The organism is Paenibacillus sp. GCM10027628 (genome assembly GCF_042676385.1).
GTDB lineage: Bacteria > Bacillota > Bacilli > Paenibacillales > NBRC-103111 > Paenibacillus_E.
In genome coordinates, this window is sequence record NZ_JBHTHA010000003.1 from 149,886 (window position 1) to 172,203 (window position 22,318).

Genomic DNA, 22,318 nt, shown 5'->3' on the forward strand with positions numbered 1-22,318 from the left:
AAGCATAAAAACACCGCGACACAGATTCTTCGCTGAATCGAGTGCGTGGTGTTTTTTCATGTTCGCTCAGCCCCGGATTTCAACCGTACTTGCTCTTTTTTCAGCTTCGGTGATACACTAAACGCGAAATCAGATGGATCGGTGGAACAATCATGCATAGAAACGGGCAATACGGCAGGCGAGACAAAGGACGCCATTCCGCTGACCAAAGCAAGATACGTGAAGCTCACAATCTTGAAGGCGACGCAAGGCGGCGACACGGCAGCTCGCATTTATGAATTTGAGGTCAACGGGCTGGAGTAGACTCTTTGAATCGTCTCCGATCGCATCTCGGTTATAAGTACCGGGACGCGTCAGAGGCGTTTTTCTTTTTAGCGGATTCGAGGAAACGTAATCCAACCCAGCAGGTTGATCCGCGACTTCTTTCCTTTTTCTCGAACTTGGCCAATAAATTCGCCCAGAAATTTTTCCCATTTTAAACCGATTTCTTTCTTTGCGCCATCGTTCTCAAGCACACTTCTTACGCTAAGGTTTATTGCCGTTTCCAGATGAGCTAGTGCTTCCTTAAGATGAAAATCAATATTTTGCTCCATGATGATCGTATTCTCCTCACTAATCATGCTGCTCCTCGGCATCAAGCATGCCAATTTCTTTATCGAGCTGCCGTTTCATTCTTTCAAACTGGGCTTCGGCGACAATATCTTCAACCTCTTCCCGGGCCATTTGAAAAAGCGATCTGGCGCGTTGCAACAAGTTTGCGCCGCCCTCCATACCGGCAGCGGCAAGCGGCTGCAGGGCCGTTTTGGCGATGGGGAGTAAAGCGGAGGCGGCTACGGTAAGCGCGGTACCGACAATAATTTTATCGATGTTCTTTTGTATCATGGTTATGCACCTTTCGAAATTTATTGTGACAACTTGCAAAATATCAAGCGCTGCGGACATTTAAGCCGCAGCACTTATGGATTCGTCGGCGGGCAGCTGCAGCTTGTTTGACTGCGTTCTCGAGAGAAGGGACAGCACCGGTTTTGATAACAGAGATACAGATCCGGCTACGCCGATGATAGGTACCCAATGGCCGATCGAGAGCGGAGCGGTATGGAAAAATCCGGCGAAAGTCGGTACATACAACGCAGCAAGCAAGGCTACCCACGAGATGCCCATCGCGCCAAGCAATAACCGGTCCTTGGTCCAATCACGCATCGTTTCTTCCGAGCCTTCTTGACGCCAAGAGAAAGTTTGAATCAATTGACCTGCGACCAGCGTCGCGAACGCCATACTTTGCGCAACCGGCACTGGCGCACCCGCTGCAAGACTGGCAGCAAATAAGCCGATGGATCCTAAGCCTAGAAGGACGCCTCTGGTAACTACTTTTTGATACAATTCCTTATCCACGATATCGGTCCGCTTCGTTTGCTTCGTCTTATTTCCCGGATTTACTGCCAGAATCATTGCAGGCAAAGCATCCGTCAACAAATTCATCAGCAGGATTTGAATCGGAACTAGCGGAATCGGCAGTCCGACCATGACAGCGGCGCTCGTCACAATAATCTCGGCCAGGTTTCCGGTCAGTAAACAGCCCAGCGCTTTACGGATATTACCGATGATTGTTCGGCCTTCTTTGACGCCTTCCACTATCGTGCCGAAATGATCTTCGGTCAAAACCATATCGGCCGTCTCTTTCGTCACTTCCGTTCCCGTTCGCCCCATCGCAATCCCAACGTTGGCTTGCTTGATGGCAGGAGTATCATTGACGCCATCTCCGGTCATAGCGACAATGTGTCCCTGTTTTTGGAAAGCCGTGACGATACGAAGCTTATGTTCCGGTGTAACCCTGGCAAAAATCGATGTTTGGTTCACAATCCGGTCCAGTTCTTCATCCGTCATACGATCAAGCTCATGTCCTGTAACGACATTCTCTGTCCCGTTGTAAATCCCGAGTTGCTTGGCGATGGCAATTGCCGTAATCGGATGATCGCCGGTAATCATCACCGGTCTCACTCCAAGCTCCAAAGCCTCGCGTATGTTATGCGCAACATCGGATTTAGGAGGGTCCATCATCCCGGCCATTCCCACATAAATCAGTTCTTTCTCGTCCACTCCCTCTTCTTGGGCATGTTCCTCGATATGTCGGTAGGCGAAAGCCAGAACACGTAACGCGTCCGAAGAAAGTTTATCATTCTGCTGCAAAATCAGCTGTTTCTGCTCTTCCGATAAAGGGAAAATTTCCCCGTTCTTTTGATATCGGTTGCAATGGCGAAGAATGGTTTCTACGGCTCCTTTAGAAAATACATAGCAATCCTGCTCAGACTTGGTGTCTTTACAAACAACACTCATTTTTGCAGTGCCGGAGTCAAACGGAATTTCCAGTCCTCGATGCCAATGGGACAGATCTTTTTCCCATAAGCCTGTTTTGGCTGCTAAGGAAAGAAGAGCGCCTTCGGTCGGATCGCCTTTCGTGAACCATCGCCCTTCTTCCTGTTCAAGTTTACTGTTATTACACAACACGCATATTTGTAAAAGCCGTTTTAAATCCGGATGACTCCCGACTGGATGTTGATCTTGAATTTCCAATGGAGCTGCCGACGAAGCTGCCACCTCTGGAATGAATTCCTCAAACGTGCCTGTCGGTTCATACCCGTCACCTGAAACGTTCCATAACCGATCAACCGTTGAAACGGCTTTAACCGTCATTTCATTTTTGGTTAAAGTACCGGTTTTATCCGTACAAATAATCGTCGTTCTACCTAACGTTTCCAAAGAGGAAAGCTTTCTGATTAACGCGTTTTTCTTAGCCATGCGGAAAATGCCCGCGCTAAGCGCAATGGTAATCGTCACAGGAAGCCCTTCCGGTATAGCGGATGCCGCCAGTGTAATGGAAGTTGAGATCATTTGCGTAATCGGGATGCCGCGCAGCATACCGGTCAGGAATACAAGCCCTCCGGCCACTAGTGCACCTTTGATAAACTTTTTGCTGATGGAAGTTACTTTTTCCTGTAAGGGAGTGACTTCTTTTTCATGATTTTTCATGAGGGACATGAGATGGCCCATCTCGGTGTGCATACCCGTATGGACAACAATGCCGATGCCTTTGCCTCCGCATACATCGGTTCCCATGAAAAGCATATTCCTTCGCTCGGAGAGCGGGCAATCTTCAGTCAAAGACGATTCGTTTTTTTCAACAGGCAGCGATTCACCGGTCAGGGCAGCCTCGTTCACACGTAAATTCCATGAATTCAGTAGCCGGATATCAGCCGGAACACGATCCCCGGCTTCGAGGCAGACGATATCTCCCGGTACGAGTTCGGCCGCGGACATTTCAGCTTCCCGCCCATCCCTGATGGCCTTGCAAGCCGGTGGTTGGAATTGATTCAGCGTCTCGACGACTTTTTCGGCTTTACGTTCCTGGATTGTTCCAATGGCGGCATTGGCCAGCAGAATACTTCCCATGGCGATACCGTCGAACACACCTCCTGTAAAAAGTGCAAGGACGGATGTGCCGAGCAGGATTAACGTTGTGAATTCTTTGAACTGTCCTAAATATGAAATAAGCCATGGAGTAGGCTTTTTACTTTCGAGCAGGTTAGAACCATAACGGTTTCGAAGCGAAATAACCTGATCCGATGTCAGACCAAGCCTTTGATTGACGTGGAAATTTCCGGTGACCTGCTCGCTAGATAGGGCGTGCCATACCGTGGCTTCCGATGCAGCTGCAATTTCCGTTTGATACGAAATGGCCGGTGCATGAGGTAAGGTTTCGCTTATTTTCTTCGATCTGGACATAAAAACAAGAGACAGCGCATCCGCAGCCAAATTAACGACAGGCGCGCTAATCATGCCGAACGTTGCCAAAGCGCTTCCTAGTAAATTCCACTTTTTTGTAACATCAGCATGCAGGTTGACCGTTTGATCGATGATCTCGGCGTACTTAGCGCTTTCCTGAATACTTTTCAGCTCATCGACAGAAATGGACGGTAATCCGGCTTCTTTAAAAAAGGCATTTACCGGATTCTGGACCGTGTCCGCGACAAATAATACTTCCTCGCCATGCTGCTGCATGACGGCGATTTTTTCAATGATGTCGCCTTGCTCAAGTAGCAACCAGCTTAAGTCCATACCGTGTTTGGAGAGCATTTCATTGCTAATATTCAAACGATTATGTAATAGCTGGACGCGCCATCCTTTTTCAACGAAGGACGCTGCCGTAAGGCCGTGCTCATTGATCGCGGTTTCCAAATGTCGAACGATCAGACCCAGACATTCGCCGCTCCTGGTTCCTTGTTTTCCGATAAACAGGACACTGCTGCCCTTTTTGATCAGCCTTTTTGCTTTAAGTTCGAATGACGTACAATCAATGCCATGCTGCTCCAGATATTGCATACTGCCTAGCAGTACACGGGCATCGTTGATTTTTCCTTGTATGCCTTGTTCCTCTTCTTCCACATGAAATGCGGTGCGAATCGTACGGCACGTCTTTTTGGCTTTATTCCAAATATCTTCTTTCCAGGGATGGCTGCTTTTTGCCATCAAAGATGCTGCATAACAAACGATTTTGTCCGCATCATCTTCATTCGATGTCAGACACTCGATTTCTTCAATTTCTGGAGGGTCAAAAAGAAGTGAAGAATCTTCAATTAAAAGCGTTTTTGTGCGTGCAAGCTGGGACAACGATCCTTTGGCCGGAACTACGTAATTTCGTTCATCCGAAACGACTTCAGCTTGGCTCCAGGCACATTTGGCGGGTATCGTCATCGGCCGCGGATTGGCAGCTAAAAGTACCGCGATGGCACGAAGCGGATTTCGGGTAACTGCCCAAGTAACGCCGGCTGCAATCATCCCTAGTTTGCCGGCCTTCTCACTATAAGCTTGGATTTCCGGCGATAAAGCAATATCTTGCTGCGCATTCAATAGGGACTGACTTCTCTTCCAGTTAACGAATTGCAAAATGCTCAGCCCGGCTAGTACAACCAGGTTTTCACGAATAAGCGCGAGAGCCAGCGCACTGGTTCCTAAAATCAGGTCTGAATTGATCTGTTTCTTTTCCGAGAAGTTCTGAACGCCCCGCTTTAAGAAGGGATACCCCGTTACGACCGAAACCAAAGCCGACAAGTAAAATGGCGCCGGGCTTCTGGCTAAAGCCGACCGTCCCATGAATAACTGCTTAGCTCCCAGAATCGTAAGTCCGCCCAAGGCTAAAGCCAAAGGGAGAGGGATTTTTTCCATAGATGGTTTCGTATTCTGCTTTAACATTTGCGGAAGAACCCTGATGTCTTCTGGCAGTTCAAGGTCAATATCTCTTGCAGCCGCTACTTCCTGCTTGGCTTCTTCTTCTTTAACCCTATCAGCATAGGCAGCTTGGACTGGGGCGCTCTGCGAGCAAATCTGCTCTTCAACCTTTCGGATCATCCCGAAAATATCTTGCAGCGTAATCTTCTTCTCATCATAAAGAAGCAGAAGTCTGCCTGTAAGGATACAAGGCTCTGCTTTATAAATCCCTTTACGTGCCAAGAAGGCATGAACAAGAAGTTCAGCACTATGTTTGCTTCCCTGCAAGCCGCAGATTTCCATGCGTAATCTCCCAGGTAAGACGCGGAGAAACCTGTCTTTGCTTCGTAATGAAGACATCCTTTCCTCTCCTTTTCCCCGTGATGAAATTTCAACTTGGATCATTTTTGTCTGGTTATTATTCACAACCGAAAATGAAATATTCCATTCCTTCCTGATTTTTTTTAATCGCCGCATGAAGTATAAAAATTTCATTTTTTGGCATTATTTTATTCATTACAAGATGGAGGGATTGCCAATGAACAAATCAATTTTCGGCATTATTTTGGGGGCTGCCGCTGTTGCGCTTGCTGTGTCACCGAAAGGAAGAAAAGCCGCGCGTAAGCTAGCGGTCAAAGGTGCAGGCGCTTTCCTTGATATGAAGGATCAGATGAAAGAAGCGACTTCACAGCTTCAATCCTTGCATAAGGACAGCAAGAGGGAATCGGAAGAACCGGTCGTCTGACCAAAGTTGTTGGAAAAAGTTCGCAATACGCAATTCGAAGATTTTTTAAACAAAGGGGCACAATCTTAATGTGACATTATAAACAAGGAGCGATGAACATGTTGCAGGGCGGTTCTTTATGGGCAGGTTTAATTTCCGGCGGGCTATCTCAATTGCAGGATACGAGAGATTTAACAACCGGACAAATGGATAGAAAACAATTTGCAGTGAAAACGACCGGGAATGTGACAGGAGCTTTTGGCGTTATGGCAGGTATCGAGTATGGAGCGATACTTGGCACTACGGTCTTGCCCGGGGTTGGGACAGTTATTGGATCCATTGTCGGAGGAATCGTAGGAAACAATTTGGGTCAGACGCTTGGAACGCAAGCCGGAAATGCGCTTGTTAACAATCGTTTATTGAATCAAATGACGAAATCGGTAACGTCATCTTCAGAAAATGAGTCGGCCATTCAAATATAAACTTTTCACGAATATGGAAGAATTCTTATATCACCTGCTAACTTTCAAAACTAGCGGGTTTTTTTCTCTATTTTCCTATGAAAAGGATGATGAATCATGCAAAATCAGGACGACAATAATTCCGGTTATATTACCTTTCGCAGCAGTACCACATGGCAGCTTTTGCGTAAAATAGGAGCTTTATTTGTTAGAAAAAAATGATGAGGGGCGAAGGCGCGCCGTGGAAAAAGAAAAAGAAATTAGCACCGATTTCAAACATAAATATATTAATCGCGAACTAAGCTGGCTCCAATTTAACAGGCGCGTTCTTGAAGAAGCTCAAGATGAGAGTACGCCGCTGCTCGAGCGGACCAAATTTTTATCGATTGTTTCTACCAATCTTGATGAATTTGTAAGCGTTAGAGTTGCAGCCATCATGGATAAATTGAAAGCGGGAAATCATGAACCGGATAGGAGCGGATTTGCTCCTGAAACTTTACTAGAGAAAGTAATCATGCAGATAGAGGAACTCATTACTGAGCAGTATAAAACGTATGAGCAAATCGTTGAACTGCTTGAACAGGAAGGTATTTCTTTCATTTCATACGGCAATTTAGAGAATCATCAGCAGAAGGAGATGGAGGACTATTATTTTCAGTGGGTATTCCCGGTCTTAACGCCACTCGCTGTGGATAAGAGTCGTCCGTTTCCTTTAGTTCGTTCGAAAAGCATCTATTTGGCTGTTGTTTTAAAGCAATCTTCAGTTGTTTCGAATCAGGAAACGCATGTTGCTCTAGTTGAAATTCCAGCTAATTTGCCTCGTTTTATTGAAGCTTCCCCCATGTTAGGCAGTAAAAAGCGGTATTTTATTTTGCTTGAAGATTTAATCAAGGCGCATATGCATACCTTATTTACTCTATATTCGCCCGTTGCCTTCCATTCATTTCGCGTAACCCGCAATGCTGATTTGGTTGTGGGCGAGGATGGCTCGGACGATCTTTTGGATGAAATGGAAAAGGTGCTGAGAAAGCGAAAATGGGGGACACCGGTTCGCTTGGAAATGGAAAAGGGGTTTGATCCGATTGCGCTAGAATTAATCAAAAATGAGCTGGAAATCGATCATGATCTGCTGATTACAACGGGCGGACCCGTTGATTTGAGTTACTTCATGCAATTTTCAAGCTCGATGAAGGGGTATGAGCATCTCAAATATCCGAGGTTTGAACCCGTATATCCCTTGGAATTCTCGCATAATGCCCCTATTTTATCCGTCATTCAAAAGCGGGATGTTGTTGTCTTTCATCCGTATGAATCTTTTGAAGCAGTAACGGATTTTATTGGGCAAGCGGCTGCGGATCCTGATGTTTTGGCTATAAAAATGACCTTATATCGGGTTAATGGCGACTCGCGGATTATTCGGTCCCTTATCCGTGCAGCAGAAGCGGGCAAACAGGTTACCGTTATCGTTGAATTGAAAGCCCGTTTTGACGAAGCCAGAAATATCGAATGGGCGAGAGCGTTGGAAAAGGCCGGATGTCATGTGGTATATGGGTTAGCAGGACTCAAAATTCATGCGAAAATGACACTGGTAGTACGCCGGGAAGCCGATTCTCTAAAACGCTATATTCATGTTGCATCAGGAAATTACAACGAAGTATCCGCCGGAATGTTTACGGATATAGGCCTCTTCACTTCCAACCCGGATATAAGTGAAGATGTGGCAAACTTATTCAACAAGATAACGGGATTTTCCATACCCAAAAACTGGCACTATCTTGACGTGGCGCCGACACATTTGAAACAGCGTTTATTTACCTTATTTCAGCGGGAATCGGAGAACGCTTCATTAGGTAAACCGGCAAGAATTATCGCTAAAGTGAATGCATTGGCGAATCAAGAACTCACCGACCAGCTTTATGCGGCTTCTCAAGCGGGTGTTCGGATCGATCTGATTGTCCGCGGCATCTGCTGCTTGCGTCCAGGAATACCAGGCTTAAGCGAGAATATTACCGTTCGCAGCATCGTGGATCGCTTCCTGGAACATTCCCGGGTTTTTTACTTTGAAAATGCGGGGTCGCCCGAGGTATGGATCTCAAGCAGCGACTGGATGACAAGAAATCTGGACCGGCGAATCGAGTTGATGTGTCCGATCTTAAACGATCCCCAGAAGTCGATTCTGATTCAATACTTATCGCTTTTGCTCGATGATAATGTGAAGGCCCGTCAACTACTTCCCGATGGCAGCTATAGGAGGATAGAAAATCAAAAGCAACCTTGCCGCAGCCAGTTTGAGGCCAAAGATCTGGTAAATGAGAAGTATAACCATTCGGATACACGGGTGGAATATGACTCTATTGCGGTTCCTCTAGAGTTTTACGACCATGATTCTCATGAGTCGGCGATTTATCACTGAATCAAGGAGAAATAATAGCCGATGCTGCAAACCGTTGAAATTATCCTTAGAACCATAGTCGCCTTTATGTGGCTATGGATGTTTATGCATTTAGTCGGAAAATTAATCATTGCTCACAGTAACTATCATTTTTTTATTCTCTCCACCGTACTCGGGACTATTGCCGGTAATATGGCGTTCAATATCCATATTCAATTTATATATTTTCTTTTGTCTCTGTTCATATTTAGCGGTATCGGCTATGCGCTGACAGTCATCTCGCTAAAAAGCAGCAAGGCCAGAAAGTGGATTTCAGGAGAGCCGACCATTATTATTTCTAATGGCAGTCTATTAGAAAATAACATGAAGAAATGCAAATATACCCTGGACTCCTTACAACAAGGACTCAGAAGCAAAGATATATTTGATTTGAAAGAAGTGGAGTATGCCGTTCTCGAAACAAACGGGTCTTTATCGGTATTAAAAAAGATCGATTACCGGAATGTGATTAACAAAGATTTATCAACTTCACAACAAGAGCGAAAATAAAAGGAGGTCATGTCGATGAATGTCGAATTATGGATGTAACAACATTGAAAAGGTGGTTGTGATAATGAAAATTTCAATGATCTTAAAGGTAATGTGTGTTATTTTTCTATTGTTGTCAGTCCTGAATGGCATTAGCGTGTACCTTCTTCAAAAAGACATTAAGCAAGAACGGTTGTCCTTGCAAAGACAATCGGAATTTAAACAGCTGGGCATAGATCTGGCTAATGCTTCAGACTATCTGACCAATCAGGCCAGAAGATACGTGCAATTCGGGGAAAAAGAGTATTTTAACAATTATTGGAAAGAAGTTAACGAGACGAAGACACGCGATCATGTTGTCATGAAATTAAAGGAATTGAATGCTCCGCAGGCAGAATTGGATCTCATAGAAAAAGCAAAGCAAAACTCGGATGCATTAATAAAAACAGAAGATGACGCCATGAAAGCAGTTGAGAGTAAAGATTTTGACAAAGCCAGGAAGCTAATGTTTGACAAAAATTATGATGCTAACAAGAAGATCATTATGGACCCTATTGACGAATTTCAGACAAAAATGAATACAAGGGCAGAACAAGAAGTCATTCAAGCAAGACAACAGGCAAGCAACATGTTAATCCTTGCAATTATTTTGTTAGTCATCACATTCGTCACATTCTTCGCTATGCTTTTTTTCATCGTTGTTAAGCTGAAACCTTTAAAAACGGTAAATGAAAAAATAGCGGAATTAGCAAGTCGTGGTGGCGATCTTACGACAAGACTATCTATAACTTCGAAAGATGAAATCGGAGAGATCGCTTCCTCATTAAATGCTATGCTGGATAGTCTGTTGGCTATGGTTTTAGATATATCCCACGCCTCCAAGCATGTATTTCAATCCTCGGAAAAATTAACTTGCAATACGAAAGAAACCGCAACCGCAACAGAGGAAATTGCCAGGAACGTAGAAGGCATTCAAAAAGGAGCAACGGCTTCCGTACAAAGTACATTAGACGGGGCTCGTGCCATTGAAGAAATGGCCAAAGGTGTGCAAAGAATAGCGGAATCCGCTAATGAGCTATCCGAATCTGCCGGGGACACCGAAGTTGAGGCCGTAGAAGGTTTTGGTCATATGGAACAAGCGCAGCAGCAGATGCATACGATTGATGCGTCCCTTAAATCTTCCCTAAACATTGTCAACCAGCTTAGTGATCGGTCCTCTCATATTGAAAAAATCGTTGGAGCAATTATGGAGATAGCGAATCAAACCAACTTGCTTTCCTTAAACGCTTCTATTGAAGCTGCGCGGGCAGGCGAGCACGGCAAAGGGTTCTCTGTTGTAGCATCTGAAATTAGAAAGTTGGCTGAAGGATCAGCTTCTTCGGCATCGGAGATATCCGATTTATTAAAACAAATTAGAAGCGATTCTACGGAAACCGTAAAAGCCATGCAGCGAGTAAGTGAAGAAGTGGTACTAGGGAATCAAAAAGTTCTGTACGCCAGAGACTCTTTTCAAAAAATCTTACATTCCGCGAGAGGCATCGCTGTCCAAATTCAAGAGCTGTCAGCGGTTTCAGAACAAATGGCTGCCGGCTCCGAAGAAATTTCAGCTTCCGTATCTGAGATGGCACATGTGTCTCAAGAATCTTTATACCAGGTAAAAACAGTGAATGATAAAACAATCATACAGACTGATTTGGTTAAGGAAGTATCCTCATTGTCAAATTTACTTAGTCAAGAAGCGGAAAAAATGGAGAATATCATTCTAAAGTTTAAAGTCGTATAAGTGACTATCTCATGGATTTTCTATGAGCTGTCGGGGTCAACCCCAAGACCCTTTTGAACATAGCATGAAAATGAGGCAAACTTTCAAACCCGCACGGCGATCTCCTCGAAAATTTGCAAGTAGGAAAACGAGTCGCCTAATGGTGCAACCTGGACAAGGGTCGGGCTGAAATATGGTCAATAAAGAAGGTTCCTTTGCTCCGATATACATACACAATCTCGTATCAGTCGTGAAAATGATCCGGAAGCTCGCTTTGCGAGCTTTTTGTGTTTTTATAGGCAAAAGAATGAGCAGGAATGCATCCGCACCGTACATACAGCCGTTGATCTGGGCATTAATTTGATTGACGTGTCTCCCTTTTACGGACTAACGAAAGCGGAGACAGTGTTAGGTAAAGCCATTTCCCAAATGAACCGGGAACGCTTCATTCTGACAACAAAAGCGGGGCGTTACGGCGAGGCTGAGTTCGATTTCTCAAGGCAGCGGATACTGGCTAGCGTTGAGGTGAGCTTGAAGAGGTTGCAGAAGAGGCATTTCCCGCGCTAGATGAGCTGAAAAAGGCAGGGAAAATTCGCTTTTTCGGCGTTTCAGGATTGCCGCTCACCGTCTTCGAGACTGAGCGCATACCGACGATACTTGTCAGTACCGCCAACCCTGACAACATCCGCCGCAACATCGAATGGACGAAGTCGTCCATCGATGAGGAGCTGCTTGGAGAGGTGCTCGATATTCTGGCGCCTATCCATAATCAGACATGGTTGAGCGGAAGACCTGAGTATAACGAGAAGGTTATATAGAATGAACATGCAATAACCAGGAGACCCCTGGCTAAAGCCGGAGTCTAAAGTAATCAAGGCGATAGTAATGTTGTAAGCATTGTAAGCAGTGAAAGCAGGTCTTTCCTCCACTTCCCTGCCAGAAGCATGTTCTCGACCGGCTTGGTTCATTGGAATTCATCCAATGGATTTCCAAGGTTAAGCACGTTCTGGGTCTTACGGTTGGATTTTCTCCAATGAAATTCATGAAACGGAAGTCTCCTGCCCATTTTGACCGCAGGTGATTGGACATTTTCCAGCAGAATCCATACACTTTGCAAGATTCGATACATGAGATTGGATAAATTCCAATAGCAGACTCCCGGGTGCGCGTTGTGTCGCCGACGAATGGCGGCGGTCTCTTAGCTCTAGAAAACTTTTGCAGCTGCAGGCTCTGGTTACAGCAGCAGTCCTACTTTCAATCTCTCACATGATGCTCGATCATCTAACAAGGGTAATCTAGCAAATGCCTCAACCGGCAGGTTTCTCCAGCTCTGCCACAAAAGCGGCAGCCGCATTGGAGAGTGGCATACTCTTTAGCGTAATTATGCCGATTCTCGTAGAGGGGATCGCGGCATCGAGCTTTACTTCAAATAAGCTGCCTTCATCCAGCTCCTTGGCGACGAATTCTTTGGTGACGAAGGAGACGCCGAAGCCGATTTTGGCAAATTCGATGAGAAGATCGACGCTGCCTAGCTCGATTTCGGGTTCCAGGATTAGGCCATGCTCCTGGAATAAACGAGTTATAAATTTGCGCGAGCTGCTGTTTCGCGAAAACAGAATAATCGGGTAGCTCAGCAGCTGTGAGAGCGACACAGGCTTTACGCTGAGCTCGCGGTACTTCGGTCCTGTGACGAAACAATCCTGGATGGTGATGCCTTCGCGTACCAGCAGCTGATCGTCAAGTATAGGCGTGCGTACGATGCCGATGTCAATCTTGCCTTCTTTCAGCTGCTTCACGATTTCTGGCGTTGTTCCGTTAACCAGATTGATTTGCACCTGCGGGAACTGTTCGTGGAACGATTCCAAAAACGGCAAAAGATAATGCTTGCAAAGCGAATCGCTGCCGCCGATTTTAATTTCCCCGCTGGAAAAATTGCGGAGTTCGCTCATTTTCGCCTCCGCAAGAGAAATGAAATTATACGCTTGTTCGATATAGGAATACAGAATAGCGCCTTCTTTCGTCAGTTCGACGCCTTTGGACGTCCGGGCGAACAGCTGGAGTCCGACATTGTCCTCGAGCAGCTTGATCGAGTGGGAGACGCTTGGTTGAGTAATGTAAAGCTCTTTTGCAGCTTTGGACAAGCTGCCGGACTTGGCTGTCAGGTAAAAAACTTTATAAAGCTCAAAGTTAATCATATAGACACCTTCTATGACGAGTATCGAAACTATCAATTATTTGAATGCTCTGGCTAACCTTATAATAAAGGGGAGGTAGGGTCAACACAAATTTATTGATGGAGGCGATCTGTTTTGAAACAGACAACGGTTTCTATTGAAGAACTGAGCATTAATACGATTAGAACGCTTACAATTGATGCGGTCGAAAAGGCGGCAATGGGTCATCCGGGCATGCCGATGGGGGCGGCGCCGATGGCGTACGCGCTTTGGACGCGGCATCTTAAACATAATCCGGTCAACCCTAAATGGGCGGACCGGGACCGCTTCGTCCTGTCGGCCGGTCACGGCTCGATGCTGCTGTACAGCTTGCTGCATCTTAGCGGATACGATGTATCGCTGGACGACATCAAAGAATTCCGCCAGTGGGGCAGCCGTACGCCGGGACATCCCGAATACGGTCACACTGCGGGTGTCGAAGCGACAACAGGTCCGCTCGGTCAAGGCGTCGCAATGGCGGTAGGAATGGCGATGGCCGAAGCGCATCAGGCTTCGGTGTACAATCGCGATGGCTTCTCGATCGTCGATCATTACACGTACGCGATTTGCGGCGACGGCGATTTGATGGAAGGCGTGTCCAGTGAAGCTGCGTCGCTTGCAGGGCATTTGAAGCTCGGCAAGCTCATCGTACTTTATGACTCGAACGATATCTCGCTGGATGGCGAGCTGAACATGTCGTTCTCCGAAAACGTGCGGACTCGCTTCGAATCGTACGGCTGGCAGTATTTGCGCGTCGAGGAGCAAAACAACGTCGACGCGATCTCCGCAGCGATCGCGGAAGGAAAGGCGGACCTCGGTCGCCCGACCCTGATCGAGATCAAAACAACGATCGGCTACGGCAGCCCGAACAAAGCCGGCAAAGGCGGCCACGGCGGCACGCACGGCAGTCCGCTCGGCAAGGAAGAGCTGCTGCTGACGAAGCAGGCGCTCGGTTGGCCGCTGGAGCCGGACTTCTACGTGCCGGCTGAGGTGGTAGAGCACTTCGCCCGCTTTAAGCAGCAGGGCGCGGAAGCCGAACACAGCTGGGAGCAGCTGTGGAGCGCCTATGAGCAAGCTTATCCGGAGCTTGCCAAGCAGTTCGAGCTCGCGACGCGCGGCGAGCTGCCGGCAGAATGGAATGCCGAAGTACCTCGCTATACGCCATCAGATGGGGCTATCTCGACACGTACGGCATCCGGCAAAGTGATTAATGCGCTGGCGAAGCGTGTGCCGAACTTCGTGGGCGGCTCGGCCGATCTGGCCAGCTCCAACATGACCATGATTGGCGACGCCGGGAACTTCAGCGCCGGCAACTACAGCGGCCGCAACTTCTGGTTCGGCGTGCGCGAATTCGCGATGGGAGCTGCGCTGAACGGCATGCTGCTGCACGGCGGATTGCGCGCCTTCGGCGGCACGTTCCTCGTATTCAGCGACTACCTGCGCGGCGCAATTCGCTTGTCCGCTCTTATGAAGCAGCCTGTCGCATACGTGTTCACGCACGATAGCATCGCGGTCGGCGAAGACGGCCCGACGCACCAGCCGATCGAGCAGATCCCATCCTTACGGATGATTCCGGATCTGACGCTGTTCCGTCCGGCGGACGCCAACGAAACGGCGGCAGCCTGGGAGTATGTGCTGCAAGCCAAGGAAGGTCCGTTCGTCTTCGCGCTCTCGCGCCAGAACTTGCCGGTGCTGCCAGGCACGGATACGCTCGCTTTTGCCAATATCCAATACGGCGCGTATGTGTTGTCGGATGTCCCCGCAGGCGCTAAGCCTGACGTACAGCTCATCGCCACCGGCTCTGAAGTCAGCTTAGCGCTTGACGTACAGAAGCAATTGGCTCAAGATGGTATTGGAGCTCGTGTGATCTCGATGCCAAGCCGTGAGCTGTTCGAACAGCAGTCTTTGGACGTGCACCAGTCGATCTTATCGCCGCATGTAAAAGCCAACGTAGTACTGGAGATGGCTTACCCGGCAGGCTGGGAAGACATCACAGGCGGTGAAGGCTTCGTTGTCGGCATCCGGAAGTTCGGAGCATCAGCGAAAGCCGATAAAGTGATTCGCGAGTATGGTTTTACAGTGGAGGCTATCGTACAACAGATCAGACAGAAGTATTTCCAATAATGCCCATGACGGGGGAAAAGGCAGGTTTGCGAAATGAAATTGTTTATCGACACAGCCAATGTAGATGAAATCCGCAAAGCACATGAGCTTGGCGTTGTTGCGGGGGTTACAACCAATCCTTCGCTGATCGCGAAAGAAGGAAGAGATTTTTTCGAGACGGTGAAGGAAATCGTCTCCATCGTCGGAGAAGTGCCGATTAGCGCTGAAGTCATTTCCTTGAAAGCCGATGAAATGGTCGAGCAAGGCAAGAAGCTGGCTGAACTGGGGTCCAGCATCGTGATCAAGCTTCCGATGACGGCTGACGGATTAAAGGCAACCAACGTATTTAGCAAACTGGGTATACCTACGAACGTAACCCTGATATTCAGCTCGACGCAGGCGCTGCTGGCCGCTCGTGCGGGAGCGACCTACGTGTCGCCTTTCATCGGACGTCTGGACGATATCAATCAGATCGGGATGAATTTGATCAAAGAAATCAGCCAGATTTTCCAGGTTCATGGCATTAAGTCCGAGATTATCGCGGCCAGCGTGCGTCATTCCGCACATGTTATCGAAGCAGCTCTCGCCGGCTCTCATATTGCAACAGTACCTTACAAAGTAATTGAATCTATGATCAAGCATCCGTTGACCGACGCCGGAATCGAAAGATTTTTGGCGGATTGGGAAGGCGCGAAGCAAACCAAGTTTTAACAAGGATAAAGGGGCTGTCCCAAAGTAATTCATATTACTTTGGGGCAGCTTTGCTTCTGCCGGGCAGTCGTCAGTTTATCCGCAAATGCGTTCCAAAGTGCACGAATATAGAATCTCGTGACACGCTCTTCCGCAGATTCGAATGCACATCATGCAATCTTCGGCCACTTTCAAAGAAATGAGGGGTAACCTTCCGGGTCACCCGCTTGACAAAGAACAAAGGTCGTTATTAGTGAACAAGTTTGACGCTAAATTTCGGAGAAATAGCCATTTCAGGGCTCGAAAGAACAAAATTCCATAAACAACGAACAATCTTCGCTAATTATGGAATTTTATTCGTTCGAAGCCTGATTGATGGTCATTTACCCACCAAATGCGTCAAAATGTTCTCTATTTAGCGACCTTTGTTCTTTCCACGACGGGTAAGGGGGAACTGTAGACATATAGGGCATTACCGACTGTTTAGGCATTTCATTCTTCTATACTCGAGCTTTTGCGGTCATTGCGGACCTTATTAACGACCTTTGTTCTAAGTACTTCGCAATCTCCGTGTAATCGCCTCGCGACCCCTTCTTTTTACACATGGAGGTCAACTGGTTGTTGTTGTTGTTGTTGTTGTTGTTAGCGAACTTTCGAGTCTGCTCCCCACCTCTTAAGCATACCCGAATCGCATCATGCCCTCTTTCGCATCCTTCCTAATATAGGCCAGTTCATCCTTGTTTCTTTCGCTTCGGGTACTGTTCAATCGGACGGATAACACGCTTTCGATCGTGTCACCAGACACCTCCGCAAGATCGCCAAGCAGCTTCAGCGCGTTCGGATCGCGGTTAATAATATCTTCATACCGAAGCAGGTAGATCCCTTGGTCCGGAGAGTGGAGGCTATCATACTCAAGGGCCCTTCTGTTCCAATCGTTGCAGAATACCTCAACCTTATTCGACCAGTAGACCGTCTCACTTTTCCATACCTCCAGAGGATTACGTACGAGGAGCAGGATTACCGCATGTTGAAAGCATTGCCGGAGCAGGAGAATTTCTTCCTGGCCGTAACGAACTTCTTTAAACCCGACACGGTCATAGGCATCTCTATATTGTGCGTATAGTTTATCGAACATGGCCTGAATCGAAGCGATAACGCCTTGATCTATATAGGCAAGATCAGGTGTCATATTAGCCGTCCACGTATTCGGTTTATGGCTGCCATCAAAAAATGCGTGCTTTTCAAAGGCGCTGTTTAGGGAAAAATGGGTCAGGAAATCCTTGATCTGCAAGAAGTTTGTGATGATTCCACCTTGTTCACCCCATACCAGCGTTTTCGGGTTAGCATTAAAGATACGCTGAACCAATGTGGATCCTGTCCGTTGAGTTACTGCTGAAATGATCAAATCCATGAAGTGTCTCAGCCCTCCTCCATCCAGAATGCCGTTATCGGCTTTCCGATGACTTCCTGGGGTACGGAGGGTTCAGCCAATATGACGTCGGGTTCTGACAAATTTTCTTGTTCCCAGCCCAACCACTGCACCCGCATAAAACTGTTGTATTTAAAGGCTTTACCTTCTTTTAAGCGTATATAAATCAAATCTCCTTGCTTTAATAGCCCTGTCACCAAAGTACCCAAAGCTTGCATTTCGCTTGGAACTTCGTTCAGCCAAATTTCCACTAACCTGCCCTGCGTGCTCGGCTCCGCTCCGTCCGAGTTGGTATCTAAGCCGGACATCTGCTCGCGCAAGAGCTCTGACCAATGCTTTTCCCATCTTTTTTTGGAGAAAACCGCAGCAACCTGGGAGGCTTTCTTCTTCATTTCGGAAAGTTTGGCTGGATCAGCCAGCAATTGAAGGATGGCAGTTCTCAAAGCAGGAGCTTGAGGTTCAATTAATAAACCATTCCAATCATGGATGACCAGGTCCGACAGACCGCCGATTCGCGTAGCGATGACGGCATTTCCGCTAGCCATCGCTTCCAGACAGGAAAGGCTGGTTCCTTCGCTGTATAAGGTTGGGATTAATGCAATATCCGCCTTCCGATATACTTCGGGCATATCCTCCAGGTCGATTTCGGACCAGGACACTCTTCCCGGCCATTTGGCCATTTGTGCAGTGACATGCTTCGTATCCTCCGGATCACCCCTACCGGCAAAATAGAACTCAACATCCGGATAAGCTTCCAGGATGTCATCCATAATTTCCAATACCATATATAATCCTCTTGCCGCATACAGCCTCCGCGGGTATAAGATCACGATTCGATCAGAGTTGTCTTTGCCCGCAACCTCTGGTTTGAATAGCTCCGTGTCCACGTAGTTCGGGATTACTTGAATTTGTTGCCCCAGCGCATAGTCGATGGTTTGGAACCAATTCGCTGAATTCGTATCCACGGACACCATTTTCCCGCAAAGTTTAGCCCCTTCGATAAACCGCCGGTTTACTTCCCAAAAGACGTCGCCCTGCTCAAAGCGCGTTTGCGGATGATCCCATGACACCCCGTGAATGATGCCGATGCTTGTCACCGGATCCGCAAATGGCCATGCGTTGAAATAAGCGGAATAGATGGAGAAAAGGACCCGCTCGGCGGCTTGCTCCTGAAAAAGGCGGTTAAATGTCTTGACCGTGGCGATTGAAAAAACATGGACATTCTGGCCGCCTCTTGCCAGCGAAATCACATCCACGCCGCGAATGCGTCGTATCCACGGCGTGTTGCCGTATTGATAAATCACCAGTTCCTTGCCGATTTGCCGGCATAGCTGATGAAGATCCAAGACATATCTCTCAGCGCCGCCTGAGAAAAAATGGTCCCCGTTATAATCCAGAAACGTTGTCGTCATCGCAGCTATTTTACCGGAAGGATTGTAATTGCCATAAGCTTTCCAAGCAGACTGCTTGCTTGCCAATAGCTTCTCCATCACAACGACTCGGCCCGACCATTGGTTCTTTCGGGCAAAGAGGATGCCCTCCTGCTTAGCCTTTAAGGCAATAGAAGGAGATAGGCAATCCGTAATCGCTGATTCGAAATCATTGGCATGCGCGGCAATTCGCACCCAATCATTCTGGTAGGCATTCATTTCTTGAATAGGTGTGGAAACGACCGGAATCCCGAGCGCCGCATATTCAAAAAACTTGACCGGCGAAACGCCGTTCGTCGTCTCCGTGATCTTAAACGGAATAATGCCGACTTGAAAATATTGGCCGTAGCCGGCTATTTCACCATAAGATTTAGCTCCCAGGAAAATGACATTGCTCGGCAAAGCAGGCAGATCAAGCCCGCTCACATTGCCAATAATGACGAACCGCCAATTTGGCCGCTTCTTCGCCACCTGCCCGATAAGTTCAAAGTCGAACCAGCTTTCCACGGCTCCAAAATAACCGATAACCGGAGCACCGTCACGTAACAGTGCTTCCAAATCAGCCGGAGGCGGGCCGCCGGCATGGGCGAAATCCTCGGCTCGTACCGCATTGGGCACTAACACGGCATCCGCACGCTTGCCGACATACTTCAATAAGCTGTTTGCCGTATAAGTGACAATATCCGCTTGTCTCGTTACTTGTTCGTGCTTTTTCAGCATGTGTTCATCATACAAAGAAAAAAACTCCAGACGATCGAGTTGATCGTACCAAAGCACTTTGTGAGGCAGAAGATCCGCCCAGGCCATTTGCAATAGCCAGCTGCATAATACAATGACGGACTGGCTTCTTAAAACAGGCAGGAGATAAGCTTCACCGTTAACGACGAATAGATTGGGCGATTGCTCTTCTATTGTGAACGTCGTACCGAAAGAAGCATCGCAGAAAAAGCATAAATATCCTCGCTCCGCAAACTCCTTTAGCAGGTGCTGTGGACGTTGTCGAGGCTCCCAGGCTACGGCTTCCGGGTAAACGATAATCGCCTTGTAGGCTCTCTCCTTCAGAACGGTCATGATTTCCCTGCTAAACGGAGGGATTTCACCGTGCAGAAAAGTCCCATAGTAGCTTTGGCGATTCCTATACTCCGCTTGAAACGTTGGTAAAGTCTCCAAATCATCCACATCCTTAATACAAATACCCCGCATAGGTTGTTTCATCAATTTCATTGGGACAGGTTCCCTGCTTACAAAAATTCACATATAAGTACATTAGTTTTTCCACTGTCTGTAGTTTGAGGAGGAGGTAGGTTTACAGTGGTATTAGAAAATGACGAATTCATAAAAGGGTTGCCCAAAGTGATCAATAAGCTCAAAGAATCGCTGCACACAGTTAAGAAAAGAGTGAGAAGGCTGTCCGCAGAGGTGAGTGATCTTCGGCAGCAAGTAAACAGGATAGATTCAGAAGGAGTTATCCTGCGGAGTAGAGTCATACAAAATGAACAGGTTTTCGGTACGGAACTTGCAGCCGTTCGCTCACAAGTCAACGGCATCCTTGCAGGCGGCGGTCAAGCAGAGGCTGCCAGACAATTCCTAGGTAATAGAACGGGATCTCCGGCCATCATTGATACAAATGCAGGTGCCGTCTCAGGAACCGTGCTTGCTGTAGGGAGCGACCATGTGGAAATGCTGGAACCAAACGGAACTATCGCGCTTATCCCGCTAATGAAGGTCGGTTCCGTATCCTAACTTTGTATAAGGAGGAACATGTTATGAGTTTTACTGATGCTTTGGCTGGCTTTATTGGCCGGACGATTGAAGTATTCCAGATGAGTCAGTTCCTTCAAGGAACTTTGCTGAGTGTTGGCAATGGATTTTTTAGCATAGAAGTCACGGGATCAGGCTATTATCCTCCAACGGGCGAAGTGACTGTGTTTGTGCAAAATGTTGAGTTTGTTCGCATACTTGCCCCATAATGGTGGCGGTTCTCATTGAAAAGGAGGATATGCGGCCTTATACCAGCTTACCCATGATTCGTAGTCATCTTGATGCCGATGCGACATGCTCGCCTTTCTCAATCTGCGGTGATATAGAGGCTTAGAGATATGGCTAGCAGTTCCGGCTTCAAGCAGGCGAGCGAGCATATATAAATCTTCATACAATCTCCCGGAAAAAGGGTCGGACAGCGTCCATCCGCCCGCTTCTTTGAGCGCTGCAATCCGGTACATCCTTGGGGCCAACGGGATTGCATCCGCAAGCAGCTTACCTGGGTGTGACACTTGGGGTGCAATTCGCACCTGATGAAAAAGCAGACGTCGATCCGGCCGTTCGAGCCATTCTATATGATCCGCGTACACGAATACCGGATTTCCCGGCGCCGAGACGGAATCTAAAAGTATTTCCAGACAATCCGGCGTCAACCAATCGTCGGCATCCAATTCCAGCAGCCACTGACCCGAAGCCAGAGATAACGCTCGATTCAAGCAACCCGATTTGCCTTGATTGTGCTCAAGATTTAACACGGAAATACGTTCATCCTTGGAGCGTGCGGCCAATAATTCCAGCATGGATTGCGTTTCGTCTGTCGAACCGTCATTAACGATGATGAGCTCCCAGATGGGGTTGGTTTGAACACGAACACTGTTGATCGCCCATGGTAAATAACTGGCATTGTTATAAGTGCAAATGACGACAGAAATAACCGAATTTTTGCTTTTGACAGGAGATGCATGCTGAGCCTGGAGGATGGGAGACAAATAGGTCCACTCCTGCTCTTTCTTCTCCCAAGGCCAATGTTCTCGGATGCGCGGAGACCATGCGGCGGTCTGCACCATTTTCCAAGACCAGAACGGGCTTAACTGGTATTGCTTCTCTATCAGCACATAAGAGTCGAAAGGAAGCCTGTTGAGATCCGAGAAGCCGGTTGTTGCCCCTGAACGCAATGCTTCGGTTCGCCAAATGACAGGGCCTCTTGGCGTACGATACTTATGGTTCCTGTGAAAGTTACGAAAGTCTTCAGTGGAATCCAAAACAATCCCTGCTTCGTGATCGGCGATGTTCTGCAACCACTGCTCCATTTCATGCCGAAACTTTGGTAGGAGGCATTCGCCCGCATAGAGCGTAAGGAAAAATGGCTGCTCGTAATCGATTAAGGCTGTATTCAAACCGGTTCCAATGGATCCTATGGAAGAATCCAACGTAATGACCTCGCAATCCGGTAATGCTTTGCTAATGTATTGAACAGTTTGATTCCAAGCAGCAGGGTCCTTCGAACCTATGACAAATGCGAGCATCATGCGGGCATTCCCCTTCAGAGAAAGAAGTTCATGA

General features: G+C 47.5%; 17 protein-coding genes and 1 pseudogene. 11 read left to right on the forward strand and 7 right to left on the reverse strand.

The window, feature by feature from the left end; genetic code table 11:
• Positions 1–141 precede the first annotated feature (141 nt).
• Positions 142–303: a hypothetical protein gene (locus ACFQZT_RS07575; protein ID WP_379298358.1), complete on the forward strand. Its 162-nt coding sequence runs from the start codon at positions 142–144 to the stop codon at positions 301–303.
• A gap of 68 nt (positions 304–371) precedes the next feature.
• Here the strand turns inward: ACFQZT_RS07575 and ACFQZT_RS07580 are convergent, their stop codons facing one another.
• The 3 genes from ACFQZT_RS07580 to ACFQZT_RS07590 are packed head-to-tail and all read right to left on the reverse strand — an operon-like array spanning position 372 to position 5,622.
• Positions 372–593, reverse strand: a complete 222-nt coding sequence (locus ACFQZT_RS07580) for a hypothetical protein (RefSeq protein ID WP_379298258.1) — start codon at positions 591–593, stop codon at positions 372–374.
• 19 nt (positions 594–612) lie between these two features.
• Positions 613–882 carry a DUF5132 domain-containing protein gene (locus ACFQZT_RS07585; protein ID WP_379298260.1) on the reverse strand — a complete coding sequence of 90 codons (270 nt, stop codon included), beginning with the start codon at positions 880–882 and terminating at the stop codon, positions 613–615.
• Between the two features lie 60 nt (positions 883–942).
• Positions 943–5,622, reverse strand: a complete 4,680-nt coding sequence (locus ACFQZT_RS07590; RefSeq protein WP_379298262.1) for a cation-translocating P-type ATPase — start codon at positions 5,620–5,622, stop codon at positions 943–945.
• 178 nt (positions 5,623–5,800) lie between these two features.
• Between ACFQZT_RS07590 and ACFQZT_RS07595 the strand changes: the two genes are divergently transcribed.
• The 6 genes and pseudogenes from ACFQZT_RS07595 to ACFQZT_RS07620 all read left to right on the forward strand — a co-directional run.
• Entirely contained in the window at positions 5,801–6,007 is a 207-nt protein-coding gene (locus ACFQZT_RS07595; RefSeq protein ID WP_379298264.1) for a hypothetical protein, read from the forward strand.
• Between the two features lie 92 nt (positions 6,008–6,099).
• Positions 6,100–6,468, forward strand: a complete 369-nt coding sequence (locus tag ACFQZT_RS07600) for a hypothetical protein (protein WP_379298266.1) — start codon at positions 6,100–6,102, stop codon at positions 6,466–6,468.
• 220 nt (positions 6,469–6,688) lie between these two features.
• On the forward strand, positions 6,689–8,860 hold the full coding sequence (gene ppk1 / locus ACFQZT_RS07605) for a polyphosphate kinase 1 (RefSeq protein ID WP_379298268.1): 2,172 nt from the start codon (positions 6,689–6,691) through the stop codon (positions 8,858–8,860).
• A 21-nt stretch (positions 8,861–8,881) separates the two neighbouring features.
• The gene (locus tag ACFQZT_RS07610; RefSeq protein ID WP_379298270.1) at positions 8,882–9,388 is read left to right on the forward strand and encodes a DUF421 domain-containing protein; all 507 of its coding nucleotides are present in this window, start codon (positions 8,882–8,884) and stop codon (positions 9,386–9,388) included.
• Positions 9,389–9,452: 64 nt separating this feature from the next.
• On the forward strand, positions 9,453–11,150 hold the full coding sequence (locus ACFQZT_RS07615) for a methyl-accepting chemotaxis protein (RefSeq protein ID WP_379298272.1): 1,698 nt from the start codon (positions 9,453–9,455) through the stop codon (positions 11,148–11,150).
• A gap of 273 nt (positions 11,151–11,423) precedes the next feature.
• Positions 11,424–11,947: pseudogene (locus ACFQZT_RS07620) on the forward strand (aldo/keto reductase); the annotation flags it as partial.
• 489 nt (positions 11,948–12,436) lie between these two features.
• Here ACFQZT_RS07620 and ACFQZT_RS07625 read toward each other — a convergent pair.
• Positions 12,437–13,324 carry a LysR family transcriptional regulator gene (locus ACFQZT_RS07625; protein ID WP_379298275.1) on the reverse strand — a complete coding sequence of 296 codons (888 nt, stop codon included), beginning with the start codon at positions 13,322–13,324 and terminating at the stop codon, positions 12,437–12,439.
• Positions 13,325–13,438: 114 nt separating this feature from the next.
• Between ACFQZT_RS07625 and tkt the strand changes: the two genes are divergently transcribed.
• The gene (gene tkt / locus ACFQZT_RS07630; RefSeq protein WP_379298277.1) at positions 13,439–15,466 is read left to right on the forward strand and encodes a transketolase; all 2,028 of its coding nucleotides are present in this window, start codon (positions 13,439–13,441) and stop codon (positions 15,464–15,466) included.
• 33 nt (positions 15,467–15,499) lie between these two features.
• A complete protein-coding gene (fsa, locus tag ACFQZT_RS07635) occupies positions 15,500–16,156 on the forward strand; it encodes a fructose-6-phosphate aldolase (protein WP_379298279.1) in 657 nt (218 codons plus the stop codon).
• 652 nt (positions 16,157–16,808) lie between these two features.
• Here the strand turns inward: fsa and ACFQZT_RS07640 are convergent.
• Entirely contained in the window at positions 16,809–17,546 is a 738-nt protein-coding gene (locus ACFQZT_RS07640; protein WP_379298281.1) for a sulfotransferase, read from the reverse strand.
• Between the two features lie 8 nt (positions 17,547–17,554).
• On the reverse strand, positions 17,555–20,218 hold the full coding sequence (locus ACFQZT_RS07645; RefSeq protein ID WP_379298283.1) for a glycosyltransferase: 2,664 nt from the start codon (positions 20,216–20,218) through the stop codon (positions 17,555–17,557).
• A gap of 87 nt (positions 20,219–20,305) precedes the next feature.
• Between ACFQZT_RS07645 and ACFQZT_RS07650 the strand changes: the two genes are divergently transcribed.
• Together ACFQZT_RS07650 and ACFQZT_RS07655 are read left to right on the forward strand one after the other, a co-directional pair.
• Positions 20,306–20,737, forward strand: coding sequence for a hypothetical protein (locus ACFQZT_RS07650; RefSeq protein WP_379298284.1), 432 nt, complete (start codon positions 20,306–20,308; stop codon positions 20,735–20,737).
• A 23-nt stretch (positions 20,738–20,760) separates the two neighbouring features.
• Positions 20,761–20,964 (forward strand): hypothetical protein, encoded by a 204-nt coding sequence (locus ACFQZT_RS07655; protein ID WP_379298286.1) that lies wholly within the window; start codon positions 20,761–20,763, stop codon positions 20,962–20,964.
• Positions 20,965–20,976: 12 nt separating this feature from the next.
• Here the strand turns inward: ACFQZT_RS07655 and ACFQZT_RS07660 are convergent, their stop codons facing one another.
• On the reverse strand, positions 20,977–22,284 hold the full coding sequence (locus ACFQZT_RS07660; protein ID WP_379298288.1) for a glycosyltransferase family 2 protein: 1,308 nt from the start codon (positions 22,282–22,284) through the stop codon (positions 20,977–20,979).
• Between the last annotated feature and the right edge of the window lie 34 nt (positions 22,285–22,318).

Excerpts from the sequence above, each read along its gene's own strand:
- ACFQZT_RS07660 (WP_379298288.1), bottom strand. The coding sequence starts at position 22,284 with ATGATGCTCGCATTTGTCATAGGTTCGAAGGACCCTGCTGCTTGGAAT.
- fsa (WP_379298279.1), top strand. The coding sequence starts at position 15,500 with ATGAAATTGTTTATCGACACAGCCAATGTAGATGAAATCCGCAAAGCA.
- ACFQZT_RS07645 (WP_379298283.1), bottom strand. The coding sequence starts at position 20,218 with ATGAAATTGATGAAACAACCTATGCGGGGTATTTGTATTAAGGATGTG.
- ACFQZT_RS07595 (WP_379298264.1), top strand. The coding sequence starts at position 5,801 with ATGAACAAATCAATTTTCGGCATTATTTTGGGGGCTGCCGCTGTTGCG.
- ACFQZT_RS07585 (WP_379298260.1), bottom strand. The coding sequence starts at position 882 with ATGATACAAAAGAACATCGATAAAATTATTGTCGGTACCGCGCTTACC.
- ACFQZT_RS07640 (WP_379298281.1), bottom strand. The coding sequence starts at position 17,546 with ATGGATTTGATCATTTCAGCAGTAACTCAACGGACAGGATCCACATTG.
- ACFQZT_RS07615 (WP_379298272.1), top strand. The coding sequence starts at position 9,453 with ATGAAAATTTCAATGATCTTAAAGGTAATGTGTGTTATTTTTCTATTG.
- ACFQZT_RS07590 (WP_379298262.1), bottom strand. The coding sequence starts at position 5,622 with ATGTCTTCATTACGAAGCAAAGACAGGTTTCTCCGCGTCTTACCTGGG.
- ACFQZT_RS07580 (WP_379298258.1), bottom strand. The coding sequence starts at position 593 with ATGGAGCAAAATATTGATTTTCATCTTAAGGAAGCACTAGCTCATCTG.
- ACFQZT_RS07625 (WP_379298275.1), bottom strand. The coding sequence starts at position 13,324 with ATGATTAACTTTGAGCTTTATAAAGTTTTTTACCTGACAGCCAAGTCC.
- ACFQZT_RS07610 (WP_379298270.1), top strand. The coding sequence starts at position 8,882 with ATGCTGCAAACCGTTGAAATTATCCTTAGAACCATAGTCGCCTTTATG.
- ACFQZT_RS07600 (WP_379298266.1), top strand. The coding sequence starts at position 6,100 with ATGAACATGTTGCAGGGCGGTTCTTTATGGGCAGGTTTAATTTCCGGC.
- ACFQZT_RS07655 (WP_379298286.1), top strand. The coding sequence starts at position 20,761 with ATGAGTTTTACTGATGCTTTGGCTGGCTTTATTGGCCGGACGATTGAA.